We start from the raw sequence: 19,148 nt of genomic DNA on the forward strand, positions 1-19,148 counted from the left end.
TCAGGCGGGGTCGACGCGCCCCACGATCGTGCCCGCCCGGTCGATGCACACCACGTCGACCAGGACCGGCGCGCCCTGCAGCACCTCGAGGGCGCTCTGGCGGGCGGCATACGCGACCTCGTCCCCGAGGGGCACCCCCGCCTCCCGGCACAGGGTGAGGGCCTCGAGCCCCGTGTTGACCCCGTGCAGGCGGCCGACGAGATCGGCTGGGGCGCCGGCCTGCTCGGCGAGCGCGGCCAGGTGCGCCTTGTCGACCTGGGAGCGCCCCGAGTGCAGGTCGAGGTGGCCGTTGGCGAGCTTGGACAGTTTGGCGAAACCCCCGCAGATCGTCAGCCGCGGGCGGGGGTGCTGGCGCAGGTACTTGAGCACCGCACCGACGAAGTCGCCCATGTCGAGCAGCGCCGGCGTCGGCAGGTCGTAGAGCTCGGTCACGACGCGTTCCGAGGTCGAGCCGGTGCACCCCGCGACGTGCGGCAGGCCGAGCGCCTCCGAGACGTCGATGCCGCGGCGGATGGAGTCGATCCACGCCGCGCAGGAGTAGGGGACGACGACCCCGGTCGTGCCGAGGATGGACAGGCCGCCGACGATGCCGATGCGGGGGTTCCAGGTGTGCGGGGCCATCTCGACGCCCTGGTCGACGCTGATCTCGATGTCCACGTCGGGGTCGGGCGCCCCCTCTGCCATCCCGACGGCTTCGCGCACGGCCTGGCGCATCAGCTGACGCGGGACCGGGTTGATGGCCGGCTCACCGACGTCGAGGGGCAGGCCCGGCAGCGTCACCCGCCCGACCCCGTGGCCGCCGCGGAACACCACCCCCGTGCCTGGCGCGCCGTGCCGCACGCGGGCCCGCACGACGGCGCCGTGGGTCACGTCCGGGTCGTCGCCCGCGTCCTTGGTGACCGCGGCCTCGGCCCAGCCGTCGCCGTGGGCCTCCGCGGTCAGCGCGAACGCCGGTGTGCGGCCCTTGGGCAGCGTGATGGTGACCGGGTCCGGGAAGTCCCCGGTCAGCAGCGCCGTCCACGCCGCCTTGGTCGCGGCGGTCGCGCACGCCCCCGTCGTCCATCCCGGCCGCAGCCCCGTGTGCTCCAGCTGCGCCTCGCGACCGCCCGTGACCTGCGCCATGGCGGCATTGTCGCACTGTGATGAGATGGGTCCCGTGACCCGTCACGTGCTCGTCCTCGGCGGCACCACCGAGGCCCGTCAGCTGGCAGCGCTCCTCGCGGAGCGCCCCGAGTCGTATGCCGTCCGCTACTCCCTCGCCGGGGTGACGTCCGCGCCGCGGGTCCCCGACGTCGAGGTCCGGGTCGGGGGCTTCGGTGGCGTGGCCGGGCTGACGGCATACCTCCGCGCGGAGCGCGTCGACGTGGTCGTCGACGCCACCCACCCCTATGCCGCCCGGATGAGCGAGCATGCGGCGCAGGCCTGCTCGCAGGTCGGCGTGCCCCTGGTGGCGCTGCGCCGGCCGGGGTGGGAGGAGCAGGACGGCGACGACTGGCACCGTGTGCCGACGCTCGCGGACGCCGCCCACATCGGGGCCTACCTGGGGCGGCGGCTGTTCCTGACGATCGGGCGCCAGGAGGTGGGGGAGTTCGCGTTCCTGCACGACACCTTCTGCCTGGTGCGGTCGGTGGACCCGCCTGCGGTGGTCCCGCCGTATGCCGAGGTCGTGCTGGCTCGAGGGCCGTTCCGCGTCGAGGGGGAGCTGGCGTTGTTGCGCGAGCACGCGATCGACGTGGTGGTGACCAAGGACAGTGGGGGCACGGCCACGGCCGCCAAGCTCGAGGCGGCGCGGCGACTCGGGCTGCCCGTCGTGATGGTCGACCGCCCGGACGTGTCGGACGTGCCGACCGTCGACGACCCCGAGGCCGCCGTGGCGTGGCTGGAGGCGCGGCGATGAGGATCATCTCGGCCGACGAGGCGCGATCGGCCTGCGCAGGCTCGGCACACGGGGAACGTTCCGCGTCCGCCAAGGTGGGGCGACCGCCCTGGCCGTCCTGGTGGGGCTGACACTCCTCGCAGACCTGCGCCAGAGGCAGGTCGGCGTCCGGTGGTGGATCCAGCTCGTGCTCGTCCTCCTGCTGGTCTGCACGACGGTCCGCGCCGTGCTGGAGTGGCGCTCACGGGCCCGACTTGCCCGCGCCCCAGGCGATCTCACTGCGATGACCGTGGCTCCTGAGGTGCACACCACCCACCACCGCCTCGCCGCGGGCCCGCAGCCGGCAGGCACCGAGCACGACGACGACGACGTCGGGGGCGATCGTGTCGATCGACTCGAGGATGTGGCGGAGCATCCCCTGCAGCGCCCGGATCGGCTGGCCCTGGCGGTCGGTCAGCCGCGTGTGCGCCCGCGCGTGGTGGTTGCGGTGCAGCAGCGACGGCGCGTCGACGACGAGCAGCAGTCGGCGGGCACGAGACCCGAGTGCATGCTCCCACGCGGGTCGCGACGAGGTCAGGTCGTGCGGGGGACGTGGATGTCGTAGTGCGCGATCTTGCGGTAGACCGTGGCCCGGCTCATGCCGAGCTCCTCGCCCGCCTCCTTCATCGAGATGCCGGGCCGGGTCAGCACCCGGACGATCTCGTCGCGCTCGAACGTCTCGATCCTCGTCAGGCGTCGGGAGGCGCCCGAGACCACGTCGGCCGGGAGGTGGCGTACGTCGATGGTGTCACTGCGGCGGGCCGCCTGGGTGACCACCTCGACCAGCCGGCGCGCGTTTCCGGGCCACCCGCAGTCGCGCAGCGCCGCCTCGGCGGCGTGGGTGAAGGTGACCTCGCGACCGCGTGCGCGTCGGGCCGCCAGACGCGCGAGCGGGAGCACGTCCTCGGTACGCTCGCGCAGCGGCGGCACCGCCACGATGGTGTCGACGAGCGGTGTCAGGGCCGGCGGGAGCGCGTCGAAGCGACTCGCGGTCATCGCGAACGGGACGTGGTCGCCGCCGTGCGCCCGGACCCGCGCCTGCACGACGAGGTCGCGCACGTGCTCGGCCACCCACTCCGGCAGCAGGTCGACGTCGCGGACGAGGATGCTGGTCCCGGGCTTGCCGAGCTCCGGGATCCAGAGCCCCAGCCACGCCTCGCTGTCCTGGGGTGCCGGAGGTGAGGCGGCAAGGATCCGGTCGCGCGGGAAGGCCTGCCGCAGCGCCTGGGCCAGGACGGTCGCCCGCCCGGCGCCCTCCTCGCCGACGGCCAGCACGATCCGCTCGTCGCGGATCGCCGTGCCTGCCCGGCCCAGCACGTCGGCCCAGGCCGGTCCGAGGTCCGCCAGGCTTCCGGTGCCCGGCTCCAGCCGCGAGGTCTCGACCCGGAACACCTCGCCGCGCTGCGGGACCCGCGCCTTCTGGCCGCGCGAGCGCGCCAGCATCATCGCGGAGGTGTTGCTCGCCGCCGACTGGGCGAGCGCGAGCAGGAGGTTGCTCGACTGGGTCGACCACGTGGTGAGGTTGACGCAGCCCTCGAGGTGACCGCTGATCGGGTCGAGCACGGGCACGGCCGCGCACGTGTAGGTGCAGAGGCTGAGGGCGTAGTGCTCGTCGGCGCGGACGACCGTTGGCGCACGGTCTGCGATGGCGAGCCCGAGGCCGTTGGTCCCGACGGCGCGCTCGGCGTACGCGAAGCCGGGCGCGAGGTGGACGGCGTCAAGGGCGCGGAGCAGCGAGGTGTCGCCGCTCATCCGGTTGAGGACGAGGCCGTCGGCATCGGTGAGCATGAGGGAGACCGGCTCGTTGATGAGGGTCTGGTGCAGGCTGGCGAGCACCTCGCGGCCGCACTCGAAGAAGAGCGACTCATCGTTGAGCGTGCCGGTGAAGGACGGCTCGACCGCCTCCAACGAGACGCCGTAGTCCTGGCTGCGCTGCCACGAGGCGACGAGGCGAACGGACATCTGTGAGCCGAGGGCGGGGATGGCGCCGAGCGAGCGCCGCACCTCACGGTGACGACGGGCCCGCTCGGACACGGCCTGGTCGTCCACCGGGACCACCTGCCTCTCCTGCTCGCCTCCTGTGACGGACGTTACATCCTCGACGGCGACACGACCTCAGGGATGCGTTTCAAATTGAGACGCCCGCGGATCTCAGATTGAGACGTCGTCGCAGTGCGACGGCCCGTCGCGACGACCTAGCCTGCGGAGGGTCGCGTGATCAGCGTCACATCATGGCCCGAGCAGGAGGACGCACATGTACACCAAGGACGGCGAGTCCTACTTCATCGTCGACGCCCACATCGCCCTGTGGGACGCGCGCCCGGAGAACCAGCGCAACATCCACGGCAAGCAGTTCATCGACTGCTTCTACGACTACCACCGCAACCTCTCCCCGGAGGATCAGGCCTGGGAGTACGACGAGTTCCTCTACCAGGGAGGCGAGCGCCTCATGCGCGACGTCTTCGACGCCGGGATCGTCGACCATGCGATCTTCCAGCCGGCTCACCTCGGTGAGTTCTACGCGAAGGGCTTCGCGCAGGCCGAGGAGTCGTTCGAGCTCGCGCGGGCCAACCCCGGCAAGCTGACGTACAACCACCACTTCGATCCCCGCAACGGCGAGGCCGGTCTCGACCAGCTTCGGGCCGACCACGAGGCCATGAAGTTCCGCGGGGTCAAGCTCTACACCGCCGAGTGGCACGGGCAGTCGCGGGGCTGGAAGCTGAGCGACCCGTGGGCCTACCGCTACTTCGAGGTGTGCCGCGAGCTGGGCATCACGAACGTCCACATCCACAAGGGCCCGACGATTCGCCCACTCGACCGCGACGCGTTCGACGTCGCCGACGTGGACCACGTCGCCAGCGACTTCACCGACCTCAACTTCGTCGTCGAGCACGTCGGCCTGCCGAGGCTGGAGGACTTCTGCTGGATCGCGACGCAGGAGCCCAACGTGCATGGCGGCCTGGCCGTCGCGATGCCGTTCATCCACACGCGTCCGCGATACTTCGCGCAGATCATCGGCGAGCTCATCTACTGGATCGGCGAGGACCGCATCCAGTTCTCCAGTGACTACGCGATCTGGACGCCGCGTTGGCTCGTGGAGCGGTTCGTCGACTTCCAGATCCCCGACGACATGAGCGAGTACTCCCCGATCACGACAGCGCAGAAGAAGAAGATTCTCGGGCTCAACGCCGCCAAGATGTACGACATCGAGGTGCCGGCCGAGCTCCGTCTGCCCACGGCGGGGGAGACCGCGACCGGGCCCCGCGAACCGGAGCGCGCCGACCTGGCGGCGGTGTGACGATGACGCTCGCACCAGCCCCGACGTCGTACGGCGACGAGGTCCGCGTGGCGCTCTCGGCGGTCCTCGACCCGGAGCTCGACGAGCCGATCACCGACCTCGGGTTCGTCCGGTCGGTCGCGGTCGACGATGCCGGGGGAGTGGAGCTGCACCTGCGGCTGCCGACATCGTTCTGCTCGCCGAACTTCGCCTACCTGATGGCCTCCGACAGCAAGGACGTGCTCACGGCGCTTGCGTGGACCGGGCAGGTCGTGGTCGAGCTCGACGACCATCACGACTCCGACAAGATCAACGCCGGGCTCGCGGCCGACGCCGGCTACCGCGGCACCTTCGCCCACGAGGCGGAGGAGTCGCTCGACGAGCTGCGCACCACGTTCCGACGCAAAGCGCACACGGCCGCCATGGAGCGGTGCCTGACCGCCCTGCTGCGCGCCGACCCCGACCGCGATGTCGAGTCGCTGGGCTCGGTGACCCTGGCCGAGCTCCCGGCCGGACCGCACACCGACGCGCTCCTGAGGCGCCGGGACACCGTCGGACTGCCCCTCGACCCGGATGCCCTGGTCCTCGTCGACCACGACGGGGTGCCGCCGGACGACGTACCCCTCGCCGTGCGGCGGGCCCGGTCCACGCGCATCTCGATCGACGGCAACGCGCACTTCTGCCGCGGCCTCCTCCGGACCCGCTACCCCGGGTCCGAGGACGACCAGGTCCACCGCCCGGACGGCGCGGAGCGCGCCGACGAGGCGTACGACCCCACCTTCATCCCCCTCACCTCCCTACGGAAGGACCCCCTGTCATGAGCACGATGCGAGCCGTCCAGGTCATCGGCTACCACCAGGACCTCGAGATGCGCGAGGTCGACGTCCCCGAGGTCTCGGGACCGTTCGACGTCATCGTGCGGATCGGCGGCGCTGGCGTATGTCGCACTGACCTCCACATCCTCGAAGGACAGTGGGCGGAGAAGACCGGCGTCGCGCTGCCCTACACGATCGGTCACGAGAACGCCGGCTGGGTGCACGCCGTCGGCTCCGCGGTGACGAACGTCCGCGAGGGCGACAAGGTGATCGTGCACCCGCACATCACCTGCGGCCTGTGCCGCGCCTGCCGCACCGGAGACGACGTCCACTGCGAGAACAGCCAGTTCCCCGGCGTCGACACGAACGGAGGGTACGCCGAGTACCTCCGCACGTCGGCGCGCAGCGTCGTGCCCATCGACGACGACCTCGAGCCGGCCGACGTCGCCGCCCTGGCCGACGCCGGGCTGACGGCGTACCACGCAGCGGCGAAGGCGGCGAGGCGGCTGACGCCCCGGGACACCTGCGTCGTGATCGGCGCCGGAGGCCTCGGCCACATCGGCATTCAGGTCATGAAGGCGCTGTCGCCCGCGCAGCTGGTGGTGGTCGACCGAAACCCGGAGGCCCTCAAGCTCGCGCTGGACCTCGGCGCCGACCACGGAGTGGTGGCCGCGGGCAGCCAGGTCGAGGAAGTCCTCGAGATCACCCGGGGCACAGGGGCGGAGGTGGTGCTCGACTTCGTCGGCGAGGGCGGCTCGACCAGCGAGGGCATCGCGATGACACGCCAGGCCGGCGACTACCACGTCGTGGGCTATGGCGAGAACGTCGACGTCCCCACGATCGACCTGATCTCGGCGGAGAAGAACGTGATCGGCAACCTCGTCGGGTCGTACAACGACCTGTGCGACCTCATGGCCCTCGCCGCTCGAGGCGCGGTCACCCTGCACACGCAGAAGTACGCCCTGGACGACTTCCAGACGGCGATCTCGGACCTCGACGCCGGCCGCGTGCGCGGTCGCGCGATCCTCACCCCCTGACAAGGAGAACGAGCCTGAAGTCGTCCGGCGCGCTCCAGGGCTCGGTGATGAGCCGGGGCCTCGGACGTGAGCGCCTCGGCCCTCGCGCTCGCCGTGGTGGTCACGATCGTGGGCTTTGCGCTGTGAGTGGAGGCGGCGCTGCCGCTGCCGTCGATCATCACGGGCGGGTTCGGCGGCGCGGCCGTCTTCTTCGACACCGGCTGCGACCTCGGCGGCGCGCTCCTGGCGATCGCCGTCGGGACGGTGTTCGGTATCGTGTCGGAGGAGGTCGGCGGGCTCATCCAGTCGTCGATCGGCTCCGCGCAGACCGCCACGACGCGCGTCGCCACCCCCACAACCTGAGGAGACACACCTTGATCTTCATCACCGCCAAGTTCCCCGTCCGTCCTGAGCATGCCGACGCCTGGCCCGAGATCTCCCGTGCCTTCACCGAGGCCACGCGCGCCGAGGAGGGCTGCCTGTGGTTCGAGTGGTCGCGCAGCCTGGACGACAGCAATGAGTACGTCCTCGTCGAGGCGTTCCGCGACGGCGATGCCGGTGGCGCGCACGTCAACAGCGACCACTTCAAGGCTGCCCAGGCCGAGCTGCCGCAGTACCTCTCCGCGACGCCGAAGGTCGTCAGCCAGTCCGTCGACCAGGACGACTGGAGCGAGCTCGGCGAGATGCAGGTCGACTGACCCTCGGCGCGCCGGTGCGCGATCGTGAGCAGCCACGACAGCGCCTTGCCGCTGGCCGCGTCGAACCGAGCACTGGTGCGCCACACCTCGCCGCCTCGTCACCGTCAAGGCCGCGGTCGAGCGGTTGCGCGCCTGACCGGCCCGGCGGCGAACGGGCTGCTGGTCCGGGTCGACCGGATCAGTAGCCCGTCCGGCCGTCGACGGCCTCGCGGAGCAGGTCCATGTGGCCGAGGTGGCGGGCATATTCCTCGACGAGGTGCACCAGGATCCACCTCAGGTTGAGCTGCTCGCCGTGGCGGAGCCCGCGGACGGGCGCGTCCAGGTCGGACCAGGCCGCAGCGGTGGCCCGGGCGGTGACCAGCACCTGCTCGTATGCCGCGACGTCCGCCACCGCAGTCGCCGGCGACCCGTCCTCGAAGTCCCCGTCTGGGCGGTCGGGGGTGCAGTAGCGGTCGGGCACGTCCTCGTCGAGGAGGACCGCGCGCAGCCAGTACTCCTCGACCTCGGTCAGGTGGCGGATGACGCCCAGCAGGCTCAGGCTCGACGGCGGGACCGCGCGTCGGGCCAGATGCTCCGCGTCCAGGCCCGCGACCTTGAGCAGCACCGTCTCGCGGTAGAGCTCGAGCCAGGTGTCGAGGCTCTCGCGGTCACCCGCGAGCTTGGGTGGGTCGATGCGCTCGTCGGCGCGCTCGGGGACGACGTGGTGAGTGGGCATGCGGGCACGCTAGCGCAGCAGCCCGATCCTCATGCAGTCACCCCGTTGCGCGCCGAGGTGGGGAGACGTGCCGGGTGTCGGTGGGGTGATGACCGTGAGCACCCCGTCCGGGTCGAGGTGCCGGGTGAACCCGGGGGCCTCCATCGCGTAGTTGTGCGCCTCGCACAGGCCGACCGCGTTGTCGGCGCTGGCGGGTCCGCCCCGCGCGTAGGGCCGGGCGGGTCCTCGTGGCGGATGGGCGCGTCGCAGTAGGGGACCCGACAGGTCCCGTCCCGCCAGACGACCAGGCGCCGCACGATCCCGGTGAAGGATCGGCGCTTCGCGTCCATGGACGCCAGCTCGCCGGTGTCGGGGTCCGCGAAGAGACGGCGAAGCCACGATGTCGGGGCAGCTCGCCCGCCAGCTCCCGGTCGGCGCGCAGCTGCGCCGAGCCCGCCGCGTGGCGGATCCGCTCGAGCAGAGTGAGCTGCTGGACGGCGTCGGCCGCGTCGTCGCCATCCAACTTTCAATCCGGATAGCGGCGCGGGGTCCACGCCACGACCTGCGCCGCGCCACCGGGGCGGCGCGTCACCATCTGCGTCTGCGACGACCCGACGAGCAGCAGGGTGCGCATGTCCACCTCGTCGCACGGCAGGTCCGCCAGCCGTATGACGCGCACCCGCTCCTCGGGGCCGCCCACGTCGCGGGCGATCACCACGGGCGTGTGGGGGCCGCGCAGCGACAGGGCCAGCGCCTTCAGCTCCACGACCTGCTCGCGGCGCGAGCGCGAGGCGGGGTTGTAGATCGCGACGACGAGGTCGGCCTCCAGGGCTGCCCGCACCCGCGCCGAGACGACCGACCACGGCTTGAGCCGGTCCGACAGCGAGATCGTGGCGTAGTCGTGCCCGAGGGGCGCACCAGCCCGCGCGGCGGCCGCGTGCGCCGCCGTCATGCCCGGGCACACGCGCACCGGGATGTCCTGGTAGCCAGGCTCGCTCGCGACCTCCAGCACCGCGGTCGCCATGGCGAAGACGCCCGGGTCCCCGGAGGAGACGACGGCCACGTGGCGCCCCCGACGGGCCAGGTCCAGCGCGAAGGCCGCGCGCTCGGACTCCACCTTGTTGTCCGACTCATGGCGGATCTGCCACGGCCGCACCGGGACTCGTCTGACATAGGTGGTGTAGCCCACGAGATCCGTTGCGGCGGCGAGGACTCCGCGAGCCTCGGGGGTGAGCCACTCGGCGCCCGCGGGTCCCGTCCCGACCACGGTGACCGACCCGAGCGGCACCGAGGCACCGACGGCGGGCAGGGGAGCGGGCTTGCGCGGCATACGGCTCGGCAGCAGCACGACGGAGAAGTAGGGGACCTCGGACGGGTCCACGTCGCGGGCTGGCAGGGCGCGTTCGCCGGACATGGTGGCCCGCTCGACATAGATGGCGTCGTCGAGCCGACCGGCGCGCTCCAGGGCGGAGCGGACGCCGGCGAAGGTGCGTCCCAGCTTCATGATCACGGCGCTGTCGGTCGACTGGAGGGCCGCGACGAGCTCGTCCGCGGGCAGCGTGCCGGGGACCACCGTCAGCAGCTCGGTGTCCTCCACCAGGGGCGTGCCCGCGACGGCGGCGGCGGCCGTGATCGAGGTGACCCCGGGGATCACGGTGGTGTCGTATGCCGCAGCCAGCCGCTGGTGCAGGTGCTGGTAGGAGCTGTAGGTGAGGGGGTCGCCGAGGGACAGCACGGCCACGGTGCGGCCGGCGTCGAGGTGGGTCGCGAGGCGGGCCCGGCACTGCTCGTAGAAGGCGGCGAGCTGGTCGTCGTAGTCGTCGCACTCCTCCGTCGTGACGGGGTAGACGAGCTGCTCCTCGATCACCCCCTCGCGCAGGTGGGGATCGGCGATCAGCCGGGCGGTGGAGCGGCCGTGCCGGGCGGAGTGGTAGACGACGACATCGGCCTCCTCGATGGCGCGAACCGCCTTGAGCGTCAGCAGCTCCGGGTCGCCGGGGCCCAGCCCGACGCCGATCAGCCGGCCGGGCCTCGGGTGGTCGTCCTCGGCGGCCATCACTCGACCTCGGAGGCGATGGCGTTGAGCGCCCCGCACGTGATCGCCGAGCCGCCACGCCGGCCGTGCACGACGAGGTAGTCCAGACCCAGGTCGTTGGCGGCCAGCGCCTCCTTGGACTCGACCGCGCCGATGAACCCGACGGGGATCCCGACCACCGCCGCCGGGCGAGCCTCGGTGTGCCGCAGCAGGTCCAGCAGGTGGAAGAGCGCGGTCGGGGCGTTGCCGATGGCGACGACGGCGCCGTCGAGCCGGTCGCCCCACAGCTCGAGCGCGGCGGCCGAGCGGGTCGTGCCGAGCTGGCGGGCCAGGTCCGGCACCCGCGGGTCGTTGAGCAGGCAGATCACCTCGTTGTCGGCAGGCAGCCGCTTGCGCGTGACCCCGGACGCCACCATCTGCGCGTCGCACAGGATCGGAGCTCCGGCCTGCAGGGCGGCCCGGGCGCGTTGGATCACGCTGGGGGAGTAGGCGATGTCGTCGACGAGGTCGACCTGGCCGCTGGCGTGGATCATCCGCACCGCGACGTAGGCGACATCCTCGGGCAGGTGGTCCAGCCGCGCCTCGCGCCGGATCGTCGCGAAGGACCGGCGGTAGATCTCGGCGCCGTCCTTGATGTAGTCGTGCGTCACGCAATGCTCCCAGCGGTCGTCAGCAGGGCGATGGCCTGGCCGGAGGAGACTCTCTCACGGCTCGGGCCCTGCTGCGGCGCGTGGGAGCCGTCATGCAGGAACATCTCGAACTCGTCGGTGCCGGTCGCCACGAGGGCGTGGTGGGCGGTCGCGGGGTGGCCGCACTGGCGGGCGCATCCGGACCACATGACCGGCAGGCCGTCCAGCGGCTCGGTGCCCAAGGAGTCGACGAGGTCCTGGGCGCGGGCCTGCACGTCAGCGTGGGACCGCGCGCACAGCGGCAGGCCGGTGCAGGCGTGCACGTCGAGCCAGGGGTCGGCCGGGTCGGTGGCCCACCCGGTCCGGGCGAGCGTCTCCCGCAGGGCGGCGGCCTGGTCAGCGGGGACAGCTCGTATGACGACCGCGTGCCACGGCGTCACGCGCAGCTGCCCATCCCCCTGCTCGGCCACGTCGCAGGCGGCGCGCCACCCGGCGCTGCTGATGGTGGCCATCGGCGCCTTCGCCAGCACCGCCACGCGCCCGTCCCCGTCGGGGACCGTCCCCGCGAGGCGGGGCTGCTCCGTGGCGCGGCGCACCGCCTGGTCGGCGGGCTGCAGGGACGCGCCGACCCGGTCGTGCAGGTCGTCGCGGGCGGCGGGGGACAGGTCGTCGACGTTCCAGACCTCCTCGGCGTGGTCCGCACGCACGGCGAGCCAGACCCGGCAGACGTCGGCCAGGGTGGCCGCCACGGCGGCGGGGTCGGCGAGCGGGCCCACGGCACAAGTGTCCTCGTCTCGGCCTGAGCCCAGGGCGAGGACCAGCTGGTCGTGGTGCACCTGGGCGGTCAGGTCGAGCGGCAGGGAGGCGACGTCGCCGGAGCCGTCGTCGAGACCGATGAGGAATCGTCCCGCGAGACCGGTCAGCTCCGGCGCCGCGCAGATGGCCCGGTCCAGCGCCTGGGCGACCGGGATGACATCGGCTCGCCCGTCGATCCCCGTCAGGGGGCTGACGACGGCGTTGCGCGTGCGCTCGTGGGTGCGGGAGGGCAGCAGGCCGGCGGCCTCGACCCGCTCCGGGAACTGCGCGGCGTCGTCCTCGCTCAGGCCGCGCAGCTGCACGTTGGCCCGGGTGGTGAAGAGCACGTGTCCGTCGCCGAGCTCGTCGGCGAGGTCGCCCAGGAGCCGGGCCTGGGCGACGGTCATGGGCGACCCGGCGAGGCGGACGCGCGCGATCTTGCCGTCCGAGGCCTCGAACATGCGCAGCGCCCCGGGGCACTTGTCGGGCACGGCGTGGCGCTCGAGGACGGGCGGGACAGCAGAGGCAGAAGTCACCATGTTCGCCGAGCATAGTGAGGTGCCGGGGAAGCAGATGGGGCGGGGCCAGGTCGCTCGGTGCCCAGGCACCGCAGCACACGTTTCTTGTCGACCAAAGCAGGGGTGTGCCTGCGTCGGGCGGCGACATACGGGCTGCTAGGCTCCCGACCAGCCGGGGTGACCGCCCCGGCGCATACCGCTGACGGCAGCAGCGGAGGAATCCGGTGCAACTCCGGAGCGGTCCCGCCACTGTGAGCGGCCCGGGCGCAGCCCGAGGTCGCGAGCCAGGAACTCCCGCCGTCGACGCCACCCACGGGCGAGGACACCCGGGATAGGACCTGCATGCTGACACTGCTGTCCACGTCGGACACCGACCTGCGCAGCGCACGAGCGGCCGACGGCCCCGTGACCTGGCGCTATGCCAACCCCAACCGCGTCTCCATGGACGAGCTCGACGAGCTGCTGGACGGCACCGACCTCATCGTCGTGCGTCTCCTCGGCGGACGGCGTGCCTGGGAGGAGGGGCTGGACCACCTGCTGGCGGGCGCGCGGCCCGTCGTCGTCCTGACGGGGGAGCAGGCCCCCGACGCCGAGCTGATGTCCGCCTCCACCGTGCCCGCGGGCGTGGCCGCGCAGGCCCACGCCTACCTGGCGCACGGTGGCGCTGACAACCTCGCCGAGCTGGCGTCCTTCCTGTCCGACACGGTGCTGCTGACCGGGCACGGCTTCGCCCAGCCGCAGGCCGCGCCGTCCTGGGGCCCGCTCGACGACACCGTCGCGCTGACCTGCCCCGACGGTGACGAGCGACCCTGCGTCGCCGTCCTCTACTACCGCGCCCACCAAATGAGCGGCAACACGGCCTTCGTGCGTGACCTGGCCGACGCGCTCGAGGCTGCGGGCTCGCGAGCGCTGCCGCTCTATGTCGCGTCGCTGCGCACCCCCGAGCCCGAGCTGATGGCCACCCTGGCCCAGGCCGACGCCGTCATCACCACCGTGCTCGCCGCCGGTGGCACCACCCCCGCCGCCGCGCAGGCCGGTGGCGAGGACGACGCGTGGGACGCCGGCGCCCTCGCCGACCTCGACGTACCCGTCATCCAGGCGCTGTCGCTGACCTCCTCGCGTGAGGAGTGGCTGGCCAACGACGACGGCACCACCCCGCTGGACGCCGCCACCCAGGTCGCGGTGCCCGAGTTCGACGGGCGCCTCATCTCGGTTCCCTTCTCCTTCAAGGAGATCGACGAGGACGGCCTGCCCGTCTATGTCACCGACCCCGAGCGCTGCCGCCGCGCCGCCGGGATCGCCCACGCCCACGCCCGGCTGCGCCGTGTGCCCCCGGCGGAGCGGCGCATCGCGATCGTGTTGTCCGCCTACCCGACCAAGCACGCGCGCATCGGCAACGCCGTCGGCCTCGACACCCCCGCCTCCACGCTGGACCTGCTGCGGGCCCTGCACGCGCGCGGCTATGACATCGGCCCGCTGACCGGCGAGGGCGCCCTGCCGGGCCTGGAGTCCGGCAACGGCGACGACCTGATCAAGGCGATCATCGCCCGGGGCGGCTACGACCAGGCCTGGCTGACCGAGGACGAGCTGGCGGCAAACCCGTTGCGCGTCAAGGCCTCCGACTACGCACGGTGGTTCGCCGACCTGCACGAGGACTTCCGCGCCGAGATCGTCCAGGGCTGGGGCGAGGCCCCCGGCGAGATGTACCTCGACACCTCCCGCGCCGGTCGCGGCGAGGCCGGCGACCTGGTCTATGCGGGTCTGACCGCCGGCAACGTCGTCGTGCTCGTCCAGCCGCCGCGCGGCTTCGGGGAGAACCCGATCGCGATCTACCACGACCCCGACCTCGCGCCCTCGCACCACTACGTCGCGGCCTACCGCTGGCTGGAGGCGGACCAGGCCGACGGCGGCTACGGCGCCCACGCGATCGTGCACGTCGGCAAGCACGGCAACCTCGAGTGGCTCCCCGGCAAGGGTGCCGCCCTCGCCGGTGACTGCGCCCCCGACGCGGTGCTCGGCAACCTGCCCTTCATCTATCCCTTCCTCGTCAACGACCCGGGCGAGGGCACCCAGGCCAAGCGCCGCTCGCACGCCACCCTGGTCGACCACCTGGTCCCGCCCATGACCCGGGCCGACTCGTATGGCGACATCGCCCGCCTCGAGCAGCTCCTCGACGAGTACGCCACCGTCTCGGCGATGGACCCCGCCAAGGCGCCCGCCGTCCGGCAGCAGATCTGGACGCTCATCCAGGCCGCGCGCCTCGACCACGACCTCGGGCTGACGGATCGGCCCGAGCTCGACGACGCCGACGCCTTCGACGAGTTCGTGCTGCACGTCGACGGCTGGCTGTGCGAGATCAAGGACGTCCAGATCCGTGGCGGACTGCACGTGCTCGGGCAGGAGCCGACCGGCGAGGCCCGCGTCTCGCTGGTGCTGGCGATGCTGCAGGCCACCCAGATCTGGGGCGGCGACCGGGCTCTGCCGGGCCTGCGCACCGCCCTCGGCCTGGACGAGTCGGCCAAGAAGCGCGGCGAGACCGACGCCGTCGAGGCCGCCGCGCGTGCGTTGGTGGAGGGCATGGAGGCTCGCGGCTGGGACGGCGACGCCATCGACGCCGTGCTCGCGGAGATGCCGGAGCGCCCGGGGGTGGACCCCGCCGGCATACGAGCCGTGCTGCAGTTTGCCGTGGACGAGGTCGTGCCGCGCCTCGCGGGCACCGGCGGCGAGATCGACGCGGTGCTGCACGCCCTGGACGGCGGCTTCGTCCCGAGCGGACCGTCCGGGTCGCCGCTGCGCGGGCTGGTCAACGTGCTGCCCACCGGGCGCAACTTCTACTCCGTGGACCCACGCGCCATCCCCAGCCGTCTCGCCTACGAGACCGGGGTGAGCCTCGCCGAGTCCCTGGTGCACCGCTACCGCGAGGACAAGGGGGAGTGGCCCGACTCGGTCGGCCTGTCGCTATGGGGCACCTCGGCGATGCGCACCGCCGGCGACGACATCGGAGAAGCACTGGCGCTCATGGGGATCCGCCCCATCTGGGACGGCGCGTCCCGGCGCGTCACCAGCCTGGAGCCGATCCCGCTGACCGAGCTCGGGCGTCCGCGGGTCGACGTGACGCTGCGGATCTCCGGCTTCTTCCGCGACGCCTTCCCGCATGCCGTGGGCCTGCTCGACGACGCCGTGCAGCTCGCCGCCTCGCTGGACGAGCCGGCCGGCGACAACTTCGTGCGCGCGCACGTGCAGGCCGACCTGGCGCAGGGGACCGAGCAGCGCAAGGCCACCACCCGCATCTTCGGCTCCCGCCCCGGCACGTATGGCGCCGGCCTGCTGCAGCTGATCGACTCGCGGGACTGGCGCACCGACGCCGACCTCGCCGAGGTCTACGAGGTGTGGGGCGGCTACGCCTACGGCCGCGACCTGGAGGGGGTGCCCGCCCGCGACGAGATGCGCTCGGCCTACCGCCGCATCCGCGTCGCCGCCAAGAACGTCGACACCCGCGAGCACGACATCGCCGACAGCGACGACTACTTCCAGTTCCACGGCGGGATGGTCGCGCACGTCCGGTCGATCACGGGGGAGAGCCCCGAGGCCTACATCGGGGACTCCACCCGCCCCGAGCACGTCGCCACCCGCACCCTGGTCGAGGAGACCAGCCGCGTCTTCCGCGCCCGCGTCGTCAACCCCAAGTGGATGTCCGCGATGCGCCAGCACGGCTACAAGGGCGCCTTCGAGATGGCCGCGACCGTCGACTACCTCTTCGGGTATGACGCCACGACCGGCGTGGTCGCCGACTGGATGTACGACCGGCTCACCCAGGAGTACGTCCTCGACGAGACCAACCGCGAGTTCCTCGCCGAGGCCAACCCCTGGGCGCTGCACGGCATGGCCGAGCGGCTGCTCGAGGCCGTCGAGCGGGGCCTGTGGGAGTCGCCGGACCCGGACGTCCTGGCCGAGCTGCGCGCCGCCTACCTCGACGCCGAGGGTGAGCTCGAGGGGGCGGACGAGCGATGAGCACCGTTACGGCGCAGACGTTCCCGTTCTCCGCGGTCGTGGGGATGGACGACATGGGGCTGGCGCTGTGCCTGTCCGCGGTGTCCCCGGCCATCGGCGGCGTCCTCGTGCGCGGTGAGAAGGGCACCGCCAAGTCCACCATGGTGCGCGCTCTCGCGTCGGTGCTCCCGCCGGTCAGCGTCGTGGCGGGAGACAGGTTCTCGTGCGACCCGGGGGCGCCGGACCCGGACTGCCCGGACGCCGCCCGGCACGGTGACGGGTCGGTGACGCGGCCCGTACGCCTCGTCGAGCTGCCCGTCGGGGCGTCCGAGGACCGCGTCGTCGGCTCGCTGCACCTGGACCGGCTGCTGTCCTCGGGGCAGGTCGCCTTCGACCCCGGCCTGCTCGCGCAGGCGCACCGCGGCGTGCTCTACGTCGACGAGGTCAACCTGCTGCCCGACCACCTGGTCGACACGTTGCTGGACTCCGCGGCGATGGGGCGCGCCCGCATCGAGCGGGAGGGCGTATCCGTCACGCACGCAGCCCGGTTCGTGCTGGTCGGGACGATGAACCCCGAGGAGGGGGAGCTGCGCCCGCAGCTGCTCGACCGGTTCGGCCTCGCCGTCGACGTCACCGCGTCGCGCGACCCCCGCGTGCGCGTCGAGGTCGTCCGGCGCCGGATGGCCTACGAGGACTCCCCGGCCACCTTCCAGAGCGCGTATGCCGACGCGGAAGCCGCCCTGGCCAGTCAGATCGTCGCCGCCCAGTCGTTGCTTGGGCGGGTCCGGTTCGGTGACGACGCGATCGAGCGGATCGCCGCGATCTGCGCGGCCTTCGACGTGGACGGGATGCGCGGCGACCTGGTCACCGCCCGGACCGCCGTTGCCCACGCCGCCTGGTGTGGGCGGGACGCGGTGTCGGACGAGGACATTCGTGTCGCGGCCCGGCTGGCGCTGCCGCACCGCAAGCGCCGCAACCCCTTCGACGACGGCGCGGAGCACGACCTCGAGGACATCCTGGACGACACCCTGCCTGAGCAGCCTGACCAGTCTGAGCGGCCCGAGCCGCCGGAGGACCCGGAGGACCCGGAGCCGACCGACCCGGAGCCGACAGACCCCGACGGCGGCCCGTCCGGCGACGGGGGCAGCACCCCGCCGACTGGTCAGCCCCCGACGGACACCACCCCGCCGACCGGTCAGTCCCCGACGGACGCCAGCACCGAGGCCGAGGACCCGCAGGGGGACAACCACACGTCCGGAGCCCCGGCGCTGCCCGGTGGTACGGCGGGGGAGCGGGCCGGATCGGCATACAAGGCACGGCTGCTCACCCTGCCTACCGCGGGCACCGGTGTGGCGGGCCGGCGTTCGACGGCGGACACCGCGACCGGGCGCCACGTGCGCGCCGTCGCCCCGGACGACCCACGAGGACAAGGGATCTCGCTCACCGGCACCGTCCTGCGCGCCGCCTCGCGCGTGGTGTCGGGACGTGCCGCCGGTGACCCGCTGGGGGTGCACCCCGGCGACCTGTGCCGCAGCGTGAGGCGGGGCAAGGAGGGCAACCTCGTCGTCTTCGTCGTCGACACGTCCGGCTCGATGGGCGCCCGGCAGCGCATCCGCGAGGTCAAGACCGCCTGCGTGTCGCTGCTGCTCGACGCCTACCAGCGGCGGGACAAGGTCGCGGTGCTGACCTTTGCGGGGCAGCGGGCCGACCTGGTGCTGCCGCCGACGACCAGCGTCGAGCTGGCCGAGCGGCTGCTCGCCCGCGTGCCCACCGGCGGCCGGACCCCGCTCGCCGAGGGGCTCACCGCCGCCTACGAGCTCGTCCGCCGCGAGCGCGCCAAGGACCCGCACCGCCGCGCGCTGCTCGTCGTGCTGACCGACGGCCGCGCGAGCTCTGGTGGGCGGCAGGCGATCCCGCGCGCCCACCGGGTCGCCGCGGGCATCGCCCACACCGGCATCGCCAGCGTGGTGGTGGACTGCGAGGAGGCCCGCGCCGGCTTCCGCCTCGGCCTGGCCCGCGACCTCGCGCGCCACCTCCGGGCTGAGCACCTCGAGCTGAGACAGCTCGCGGCGGAGCAGCTGTCGGGCGCCATACGGCAGCGAACCGGCGCCGGCAGCGCCGAGACTCGCACCCCCAGGAGCGTGGCCTGATGCCCAAGGGAGTCCCCACCACCGTCCCGACCGACGGGCTCACGACGCGCCAGCGCCGCAACCGGCCCCTCGTCGTCGTCCACACGGGTGAGATGAAGGGCAAGTCCACCGCCGCCTTCGGGCTCGCGCTGCGCGGCTGGAACCAGGGCTGGCGCATCGGCGTGTTCCAGTTCGTCAAGAGCGCCAAGTGGAAGGTCGGCGAGGAGAACGCCCTCAAGGCGCTCGGCCGCCTGCACGAGCAGACCGGCGAGGGCGGACCCGTCGAGTGGCACAAGATGGGCGAGGGCTGGTCCTGGGCCCGCAAGGCCGGCACCGACGAGGACCACGCCCAGGCTGCGCTCGAGGGCTGGCGCGAGATCCAGCGCCGCCTCGCCGCCGAGGCCCACGACGTCTACGTCCTCGACGAGTTCACCTATCCCATGAAGTGGGGCTGGGTCGACGTCGACGAGGTCGTCACCACGCTGCGCGACCGCCCCGGGCACCAGCACGTCATCGTCACGGGTCGCGACGCGGACCCCCGGCTCGTCGAGGCCGCCGACCTGGTCACCGAGATGACCAAGGTCAAGCACCCCATGGACGCCGGGCAGAAGGGCCAGCGAGGCATCGAGTGGTAGAG

Annotated in this window: 16 protein-coding genes and 1 riboswitch; of the genes, 9 read left to right on the top strand and 7 right to left on the bottom strand. The window is 72.8% G+C overall.

Translation table 11 applies throughout. The features are described 5' to 3' along the window. Entirely contained in the window at positions 1-1,122 is a 1,122-nt protein-coding gene (locus GGG17_RS12800) for a cobalt-precorrin-5B (C(1))-methyltransferase (protein WP_154594091.1), read from the bottom strand. Between the two features lie 25 nt (positions 1,123-1,147). On the opposite strand from GGG17_RS12800, the gene GGG17_RS12805 reads away from it, so the two are divergent. Continuing rightward, a complete protein-coding gene (locus GGG17_RS12805; RefSeq protein ID WP_154594092.1) occupies positions 1,148-1,897 on the top strand; it encodes a cobalt-precorrin-6A reductase in 750 nt (249 codons plus the stop codon). A 220-nt stretch (positions 1,898-2,117) separates the two neighbouring features. On the opposite strand, the gene GGG17_RS16070 is transcribed toward GGG17_RS12805, so the two are convergent. Together GGG17_RS16070 and GGG17_RS12815 are read right to left on the bottom strand one after the other, a co-directional pair. Beyond that, positions 2,118-2,291: a hypothetical protein gene (locus GGG17_RS16070; RefSeq protein WP_195849233.1), complete on the bottom strand. Its 174-nt coding sequence runs from the start codon at positions 2,289-2,291 to the stop codon at positions 2,118-2,120. A 158-nt stretch (positions 2,292-2,449) separates the two neighbouring features. Then, positions 2,450-3,973, bottom strand: coding sequence for an AAA-type ATPase lid domain-containing protein (locus tag GGG17_RS12815; RefSeq protein WP_311966669.1), 1,524 nt, complete (start codon positions 3,971-3,973; stop codon positions 2,450-2,452). A gap of 196 nt (positions 3,974-4,169) precedes the next feature. Between GGG17_RS12815 and GGG17_RS12820 the strand changes: the two genes are divergently transcribed. From GGG17_RS12820 to GGG17_RS12840, 5 genes are all read left to right on the top strand, one after another. Continuing rightward, positions 4,170-5,213: an amidohydrolase family protein gene (locus tag GGG17_RS12820; protein ID WP_154594093.1), complete on the top strand. Its 1,044-nt coding sequence runs from the start codon at positions 4,170-4,172 to the stop codon at positions 5,211-5,213. 2 nt (positions 5,214-5,215) lie between these two features. Further along, positions 5,216-6,013, top strand: coding sequence for an iron-sulfur cluster assembly protein (locus GGG17_RS12825; RefSeq protein WP_154594094.1), 798 nt, complete (start codon positions 5,216-5,218; stop codon positions 6,011-6,013). Beyond that, entirely contained in the window at positions 6,010-7,044 is a 1,035-nt protein-coding gene (locus tag GGG17_RS12830) for an NAD(P)-dependent alcohol dehydrogenase (protein ID WP_230082954.1), read from the top strand. The genes GGG17_RS12825 and GGG17_RS12830 overlap by 4 nt, the downstream gene beginning before the upstream one ends. A 126-nt stretch (positions 7,045-7,170) precedes the next feature. Further along, positions 7,171-7,386, top strand: a complete 216-nt coding sequence (locus GGG17_RS12835; RefSeq protein ID WP_154594095.1) for a hypothetical protein — start codon at positions 7,171-7,173, stop codon at positions 7,384-7,386. Positions 7,387-7,397: 11 nt separating this feature from the next. Then, a complete protein-coding gene (locus GGG17_RS12840; protein WP_154594096.1) occupies positions 7,398-7,721 on the top strand; it encodes a putative quinol monooxygenase in 324 nt (107 codons plus the stop codon). A gap of 178 nt (positions 7,722-7,899) precedes the next feature. Here the strand turns inward: GGG17_RS12840 and GGG17_RS12845 are convergent, their stop codons facing one another. The 4 genes from GGG17_RS12845 to GGG17_RS12860 all read right to left on the bottom strand — a co-directional run bounded on the left by GGG17_RS12845 (position 7,900) and on the right by GGG17_RS12860 (position 12,413). After that, a complete protein-coding gene (locus tag GGG17_RS12845; RefSeq protein ID WP_154594097.1) occupies positions 7,900-8,436 on the bottom strand; it encodes a DinB family protein in 537 nt (178 codons plus the stop codon). A gap of 505 nt (positions 8,437-8,941) precedes the next feature. Then, a complete protein-coding gene (gene cobJ / locus GGG17_RS12850; RefSeq protein ID WP_154594098.1) occupies positions 8,942-10,471 on the bottom strand; it encodes a precorrin-3B C(17)-methyltransferase in 1,530 nt (509 codons plus the stop codon). After that, positions 10,471-11,100 carry a precorrin-8X methylmutase gene (locus tag GGG17_RS12855; RefSeq protein ID WP_288797658.1) on the bottom strand — a complete coding sequence of 210 codons (630 nt, stop codon included), beginning with the start codon at positions 11,098-11,100 and terminating at the stop codon, positions 10,471-10,473. Before GGG17_RS12855 ends, cobJ begins: the two co-directional genes overlap by 1 nt. Beyond that, positions 11,097-12,413: a ferredoxin-like domain-containing protein gene (locus tag GGG17_RS12860; protein ID WP_154594099.1), complete on the bottom strand. Its 1,317-nt coding sequence runs from the start codon at positions 12,411-12,413 to the stop codon at positions 11,097-11,099. The genes GGG17_RS12855 and GGG17_RS12860 overlap by 4 nt, the downstream gene beginning before the upstream one ends. A gap of 193 nt (positions 12,414-12,606) precedes the next feature. Then, positions 12,607-12,686, top strand: a riboswitch (cobalamin riboswitch). Between the two features lie 48 nt (positions 12,687-12,734). Between GGG17_RS12860 and cobN the strand changes: the two genes are divergently transcribed. From cobN to cobO, 3 genes are read left to right on the top strand one after another with little or no spacing between them, the layout of a single operon-like run. After that, on the top strand, positions 12,735-16,403 hold the full coding sequence (gene cobN, locus GGG17_RS12865; RefSeq protein WP_154594100.1) for a cobaltochelatase subunit CobN: 3,669 nt from the start codon (positions 12,735-12,737) through the stop codon (positions 16,401-16,403). Then, the gene (locus tag GGG17_RS16975) at positions 16,400-18,532 is read left to right on the top strand and encodes a VWA domain-containing protein (protein ID WP_154594101.1); all 2,133 of its coding nucleotides are present in this window, start codon (positions 16,400-16,402) and stop codon (positions 18,530-18,532) included. The genes cobN and GGG17_RS16975 overlap by 4 nt, the downstream gene beginning before the upstream one ends. Beyond that, the gene (cobO, locus tag GGG17_RS12875) at positions 18,532-19,146 is read left to right on the top strand and encodes a cob(I)yrinic acid a,c-diamide adenosyltransferase (protein WP_154594102.1); all 615 of its coding nucleotides are present in this window, start codon (positions 18,532-18,534) and stop codon (positions 19,144-19,146) included. The genes GGG17_RS16975 and cobO overlap by 1 nt, the downstream gene beginning before the upstream one ends. Positions 19,147-19,148 lie beyond the last annotated feature (2 nt).

The sequence above is a fragment of the Arsenicicoccus cauae genome, from assembly GCF_009707125.1.
Classification (GTDB): domain Bacteria; phylum Actinomycetota; class Actinomycetes; order Actinomycetales; family Dermatophilaceae; genus Arsenicicoccus; species Arsenicicoccus cauae.

Coding starts and splice junctions, on each gene's coding strand:
- GGG17_RS12800 (WP_154594091.1), bottom strand. CDS start 1,122: ATGGCGCAGGTCACGGGCGGTCGCGAGGCGCAGCTGGAGCACACGGGG.
- GGG17_RS12805 (WP_154594092.1), top strand. CDS start 1,148: ATGGGTCCCGTGACCCGTCACGTGCTCGTCCTCGGCGGCACCACCGAG.
- GGG17_RS16070 (WP_195849233.1), bottom strand. CDS start 2,291: ATGCTCCGCCACATCCTCGAGTCGATCGACACGATCGCCCCCGACGTC.
- GGG17_RS12820 (WP_154594093.1), top strand. CDS start 4,170: ATGTACACCAAGGACGGCGAGTCCTACTTCATCGTCGACGCCCACATC.
- GGG17_RS12825 (WP_154594094.1), top strand. CDS start 5,216: ATGACGCTCGCACCAGCCCCGACGTCGTACGGCGACGAGGTCCGCGTG.
- GGG17_RS12830 (WP_230082954.1), top strand. CDS start 6,010: ATGAGCACGATGCGAGCCGTCCAGGTCATCGGCTACCACCAGGACCTC.
- GGG17_RS12845 (WP_154594097.1), bottom strand. CDS start 8,436: ATGCCCACTCACCACGTCGTCCCCGAGCGCGCCGACGAGCGCATCGAC.
- cobJ (WP_154594098.1), bottom strand. CDS start 10,471: ATGGCCGCCGAGGACGACCACCCGAGGCCCGGCCGGCTGATCGGCGTC.
- GGG17_RS12860 (WP_154594099.1), bottom strand. CDS start 12,413: ATGGTGACTTCTGCCTCTGCTGTCCCGCCCGTCCTCGAGCGCCACGCC.
- cobN (WP_154594100.1), top strand. CDS start 12,735: ATGCTGACACTGCTGTCCACGTCGGACACCGACCTGCGCAGCGCACGA.
- GGG17_RS16975 (WP_154594101.1), top strand. CDS start 16,400: ATGAGCACCGTTACGGCGCAGACGTTCCCGTTCTCCGCGGTCGTGGGG.
- cobO (WP_154594102.1), top strand. CDS start 18,532: ATGCCCAAGGGAGTCCCCACCACCGTCCCGACCGACGGGCTCACGACG.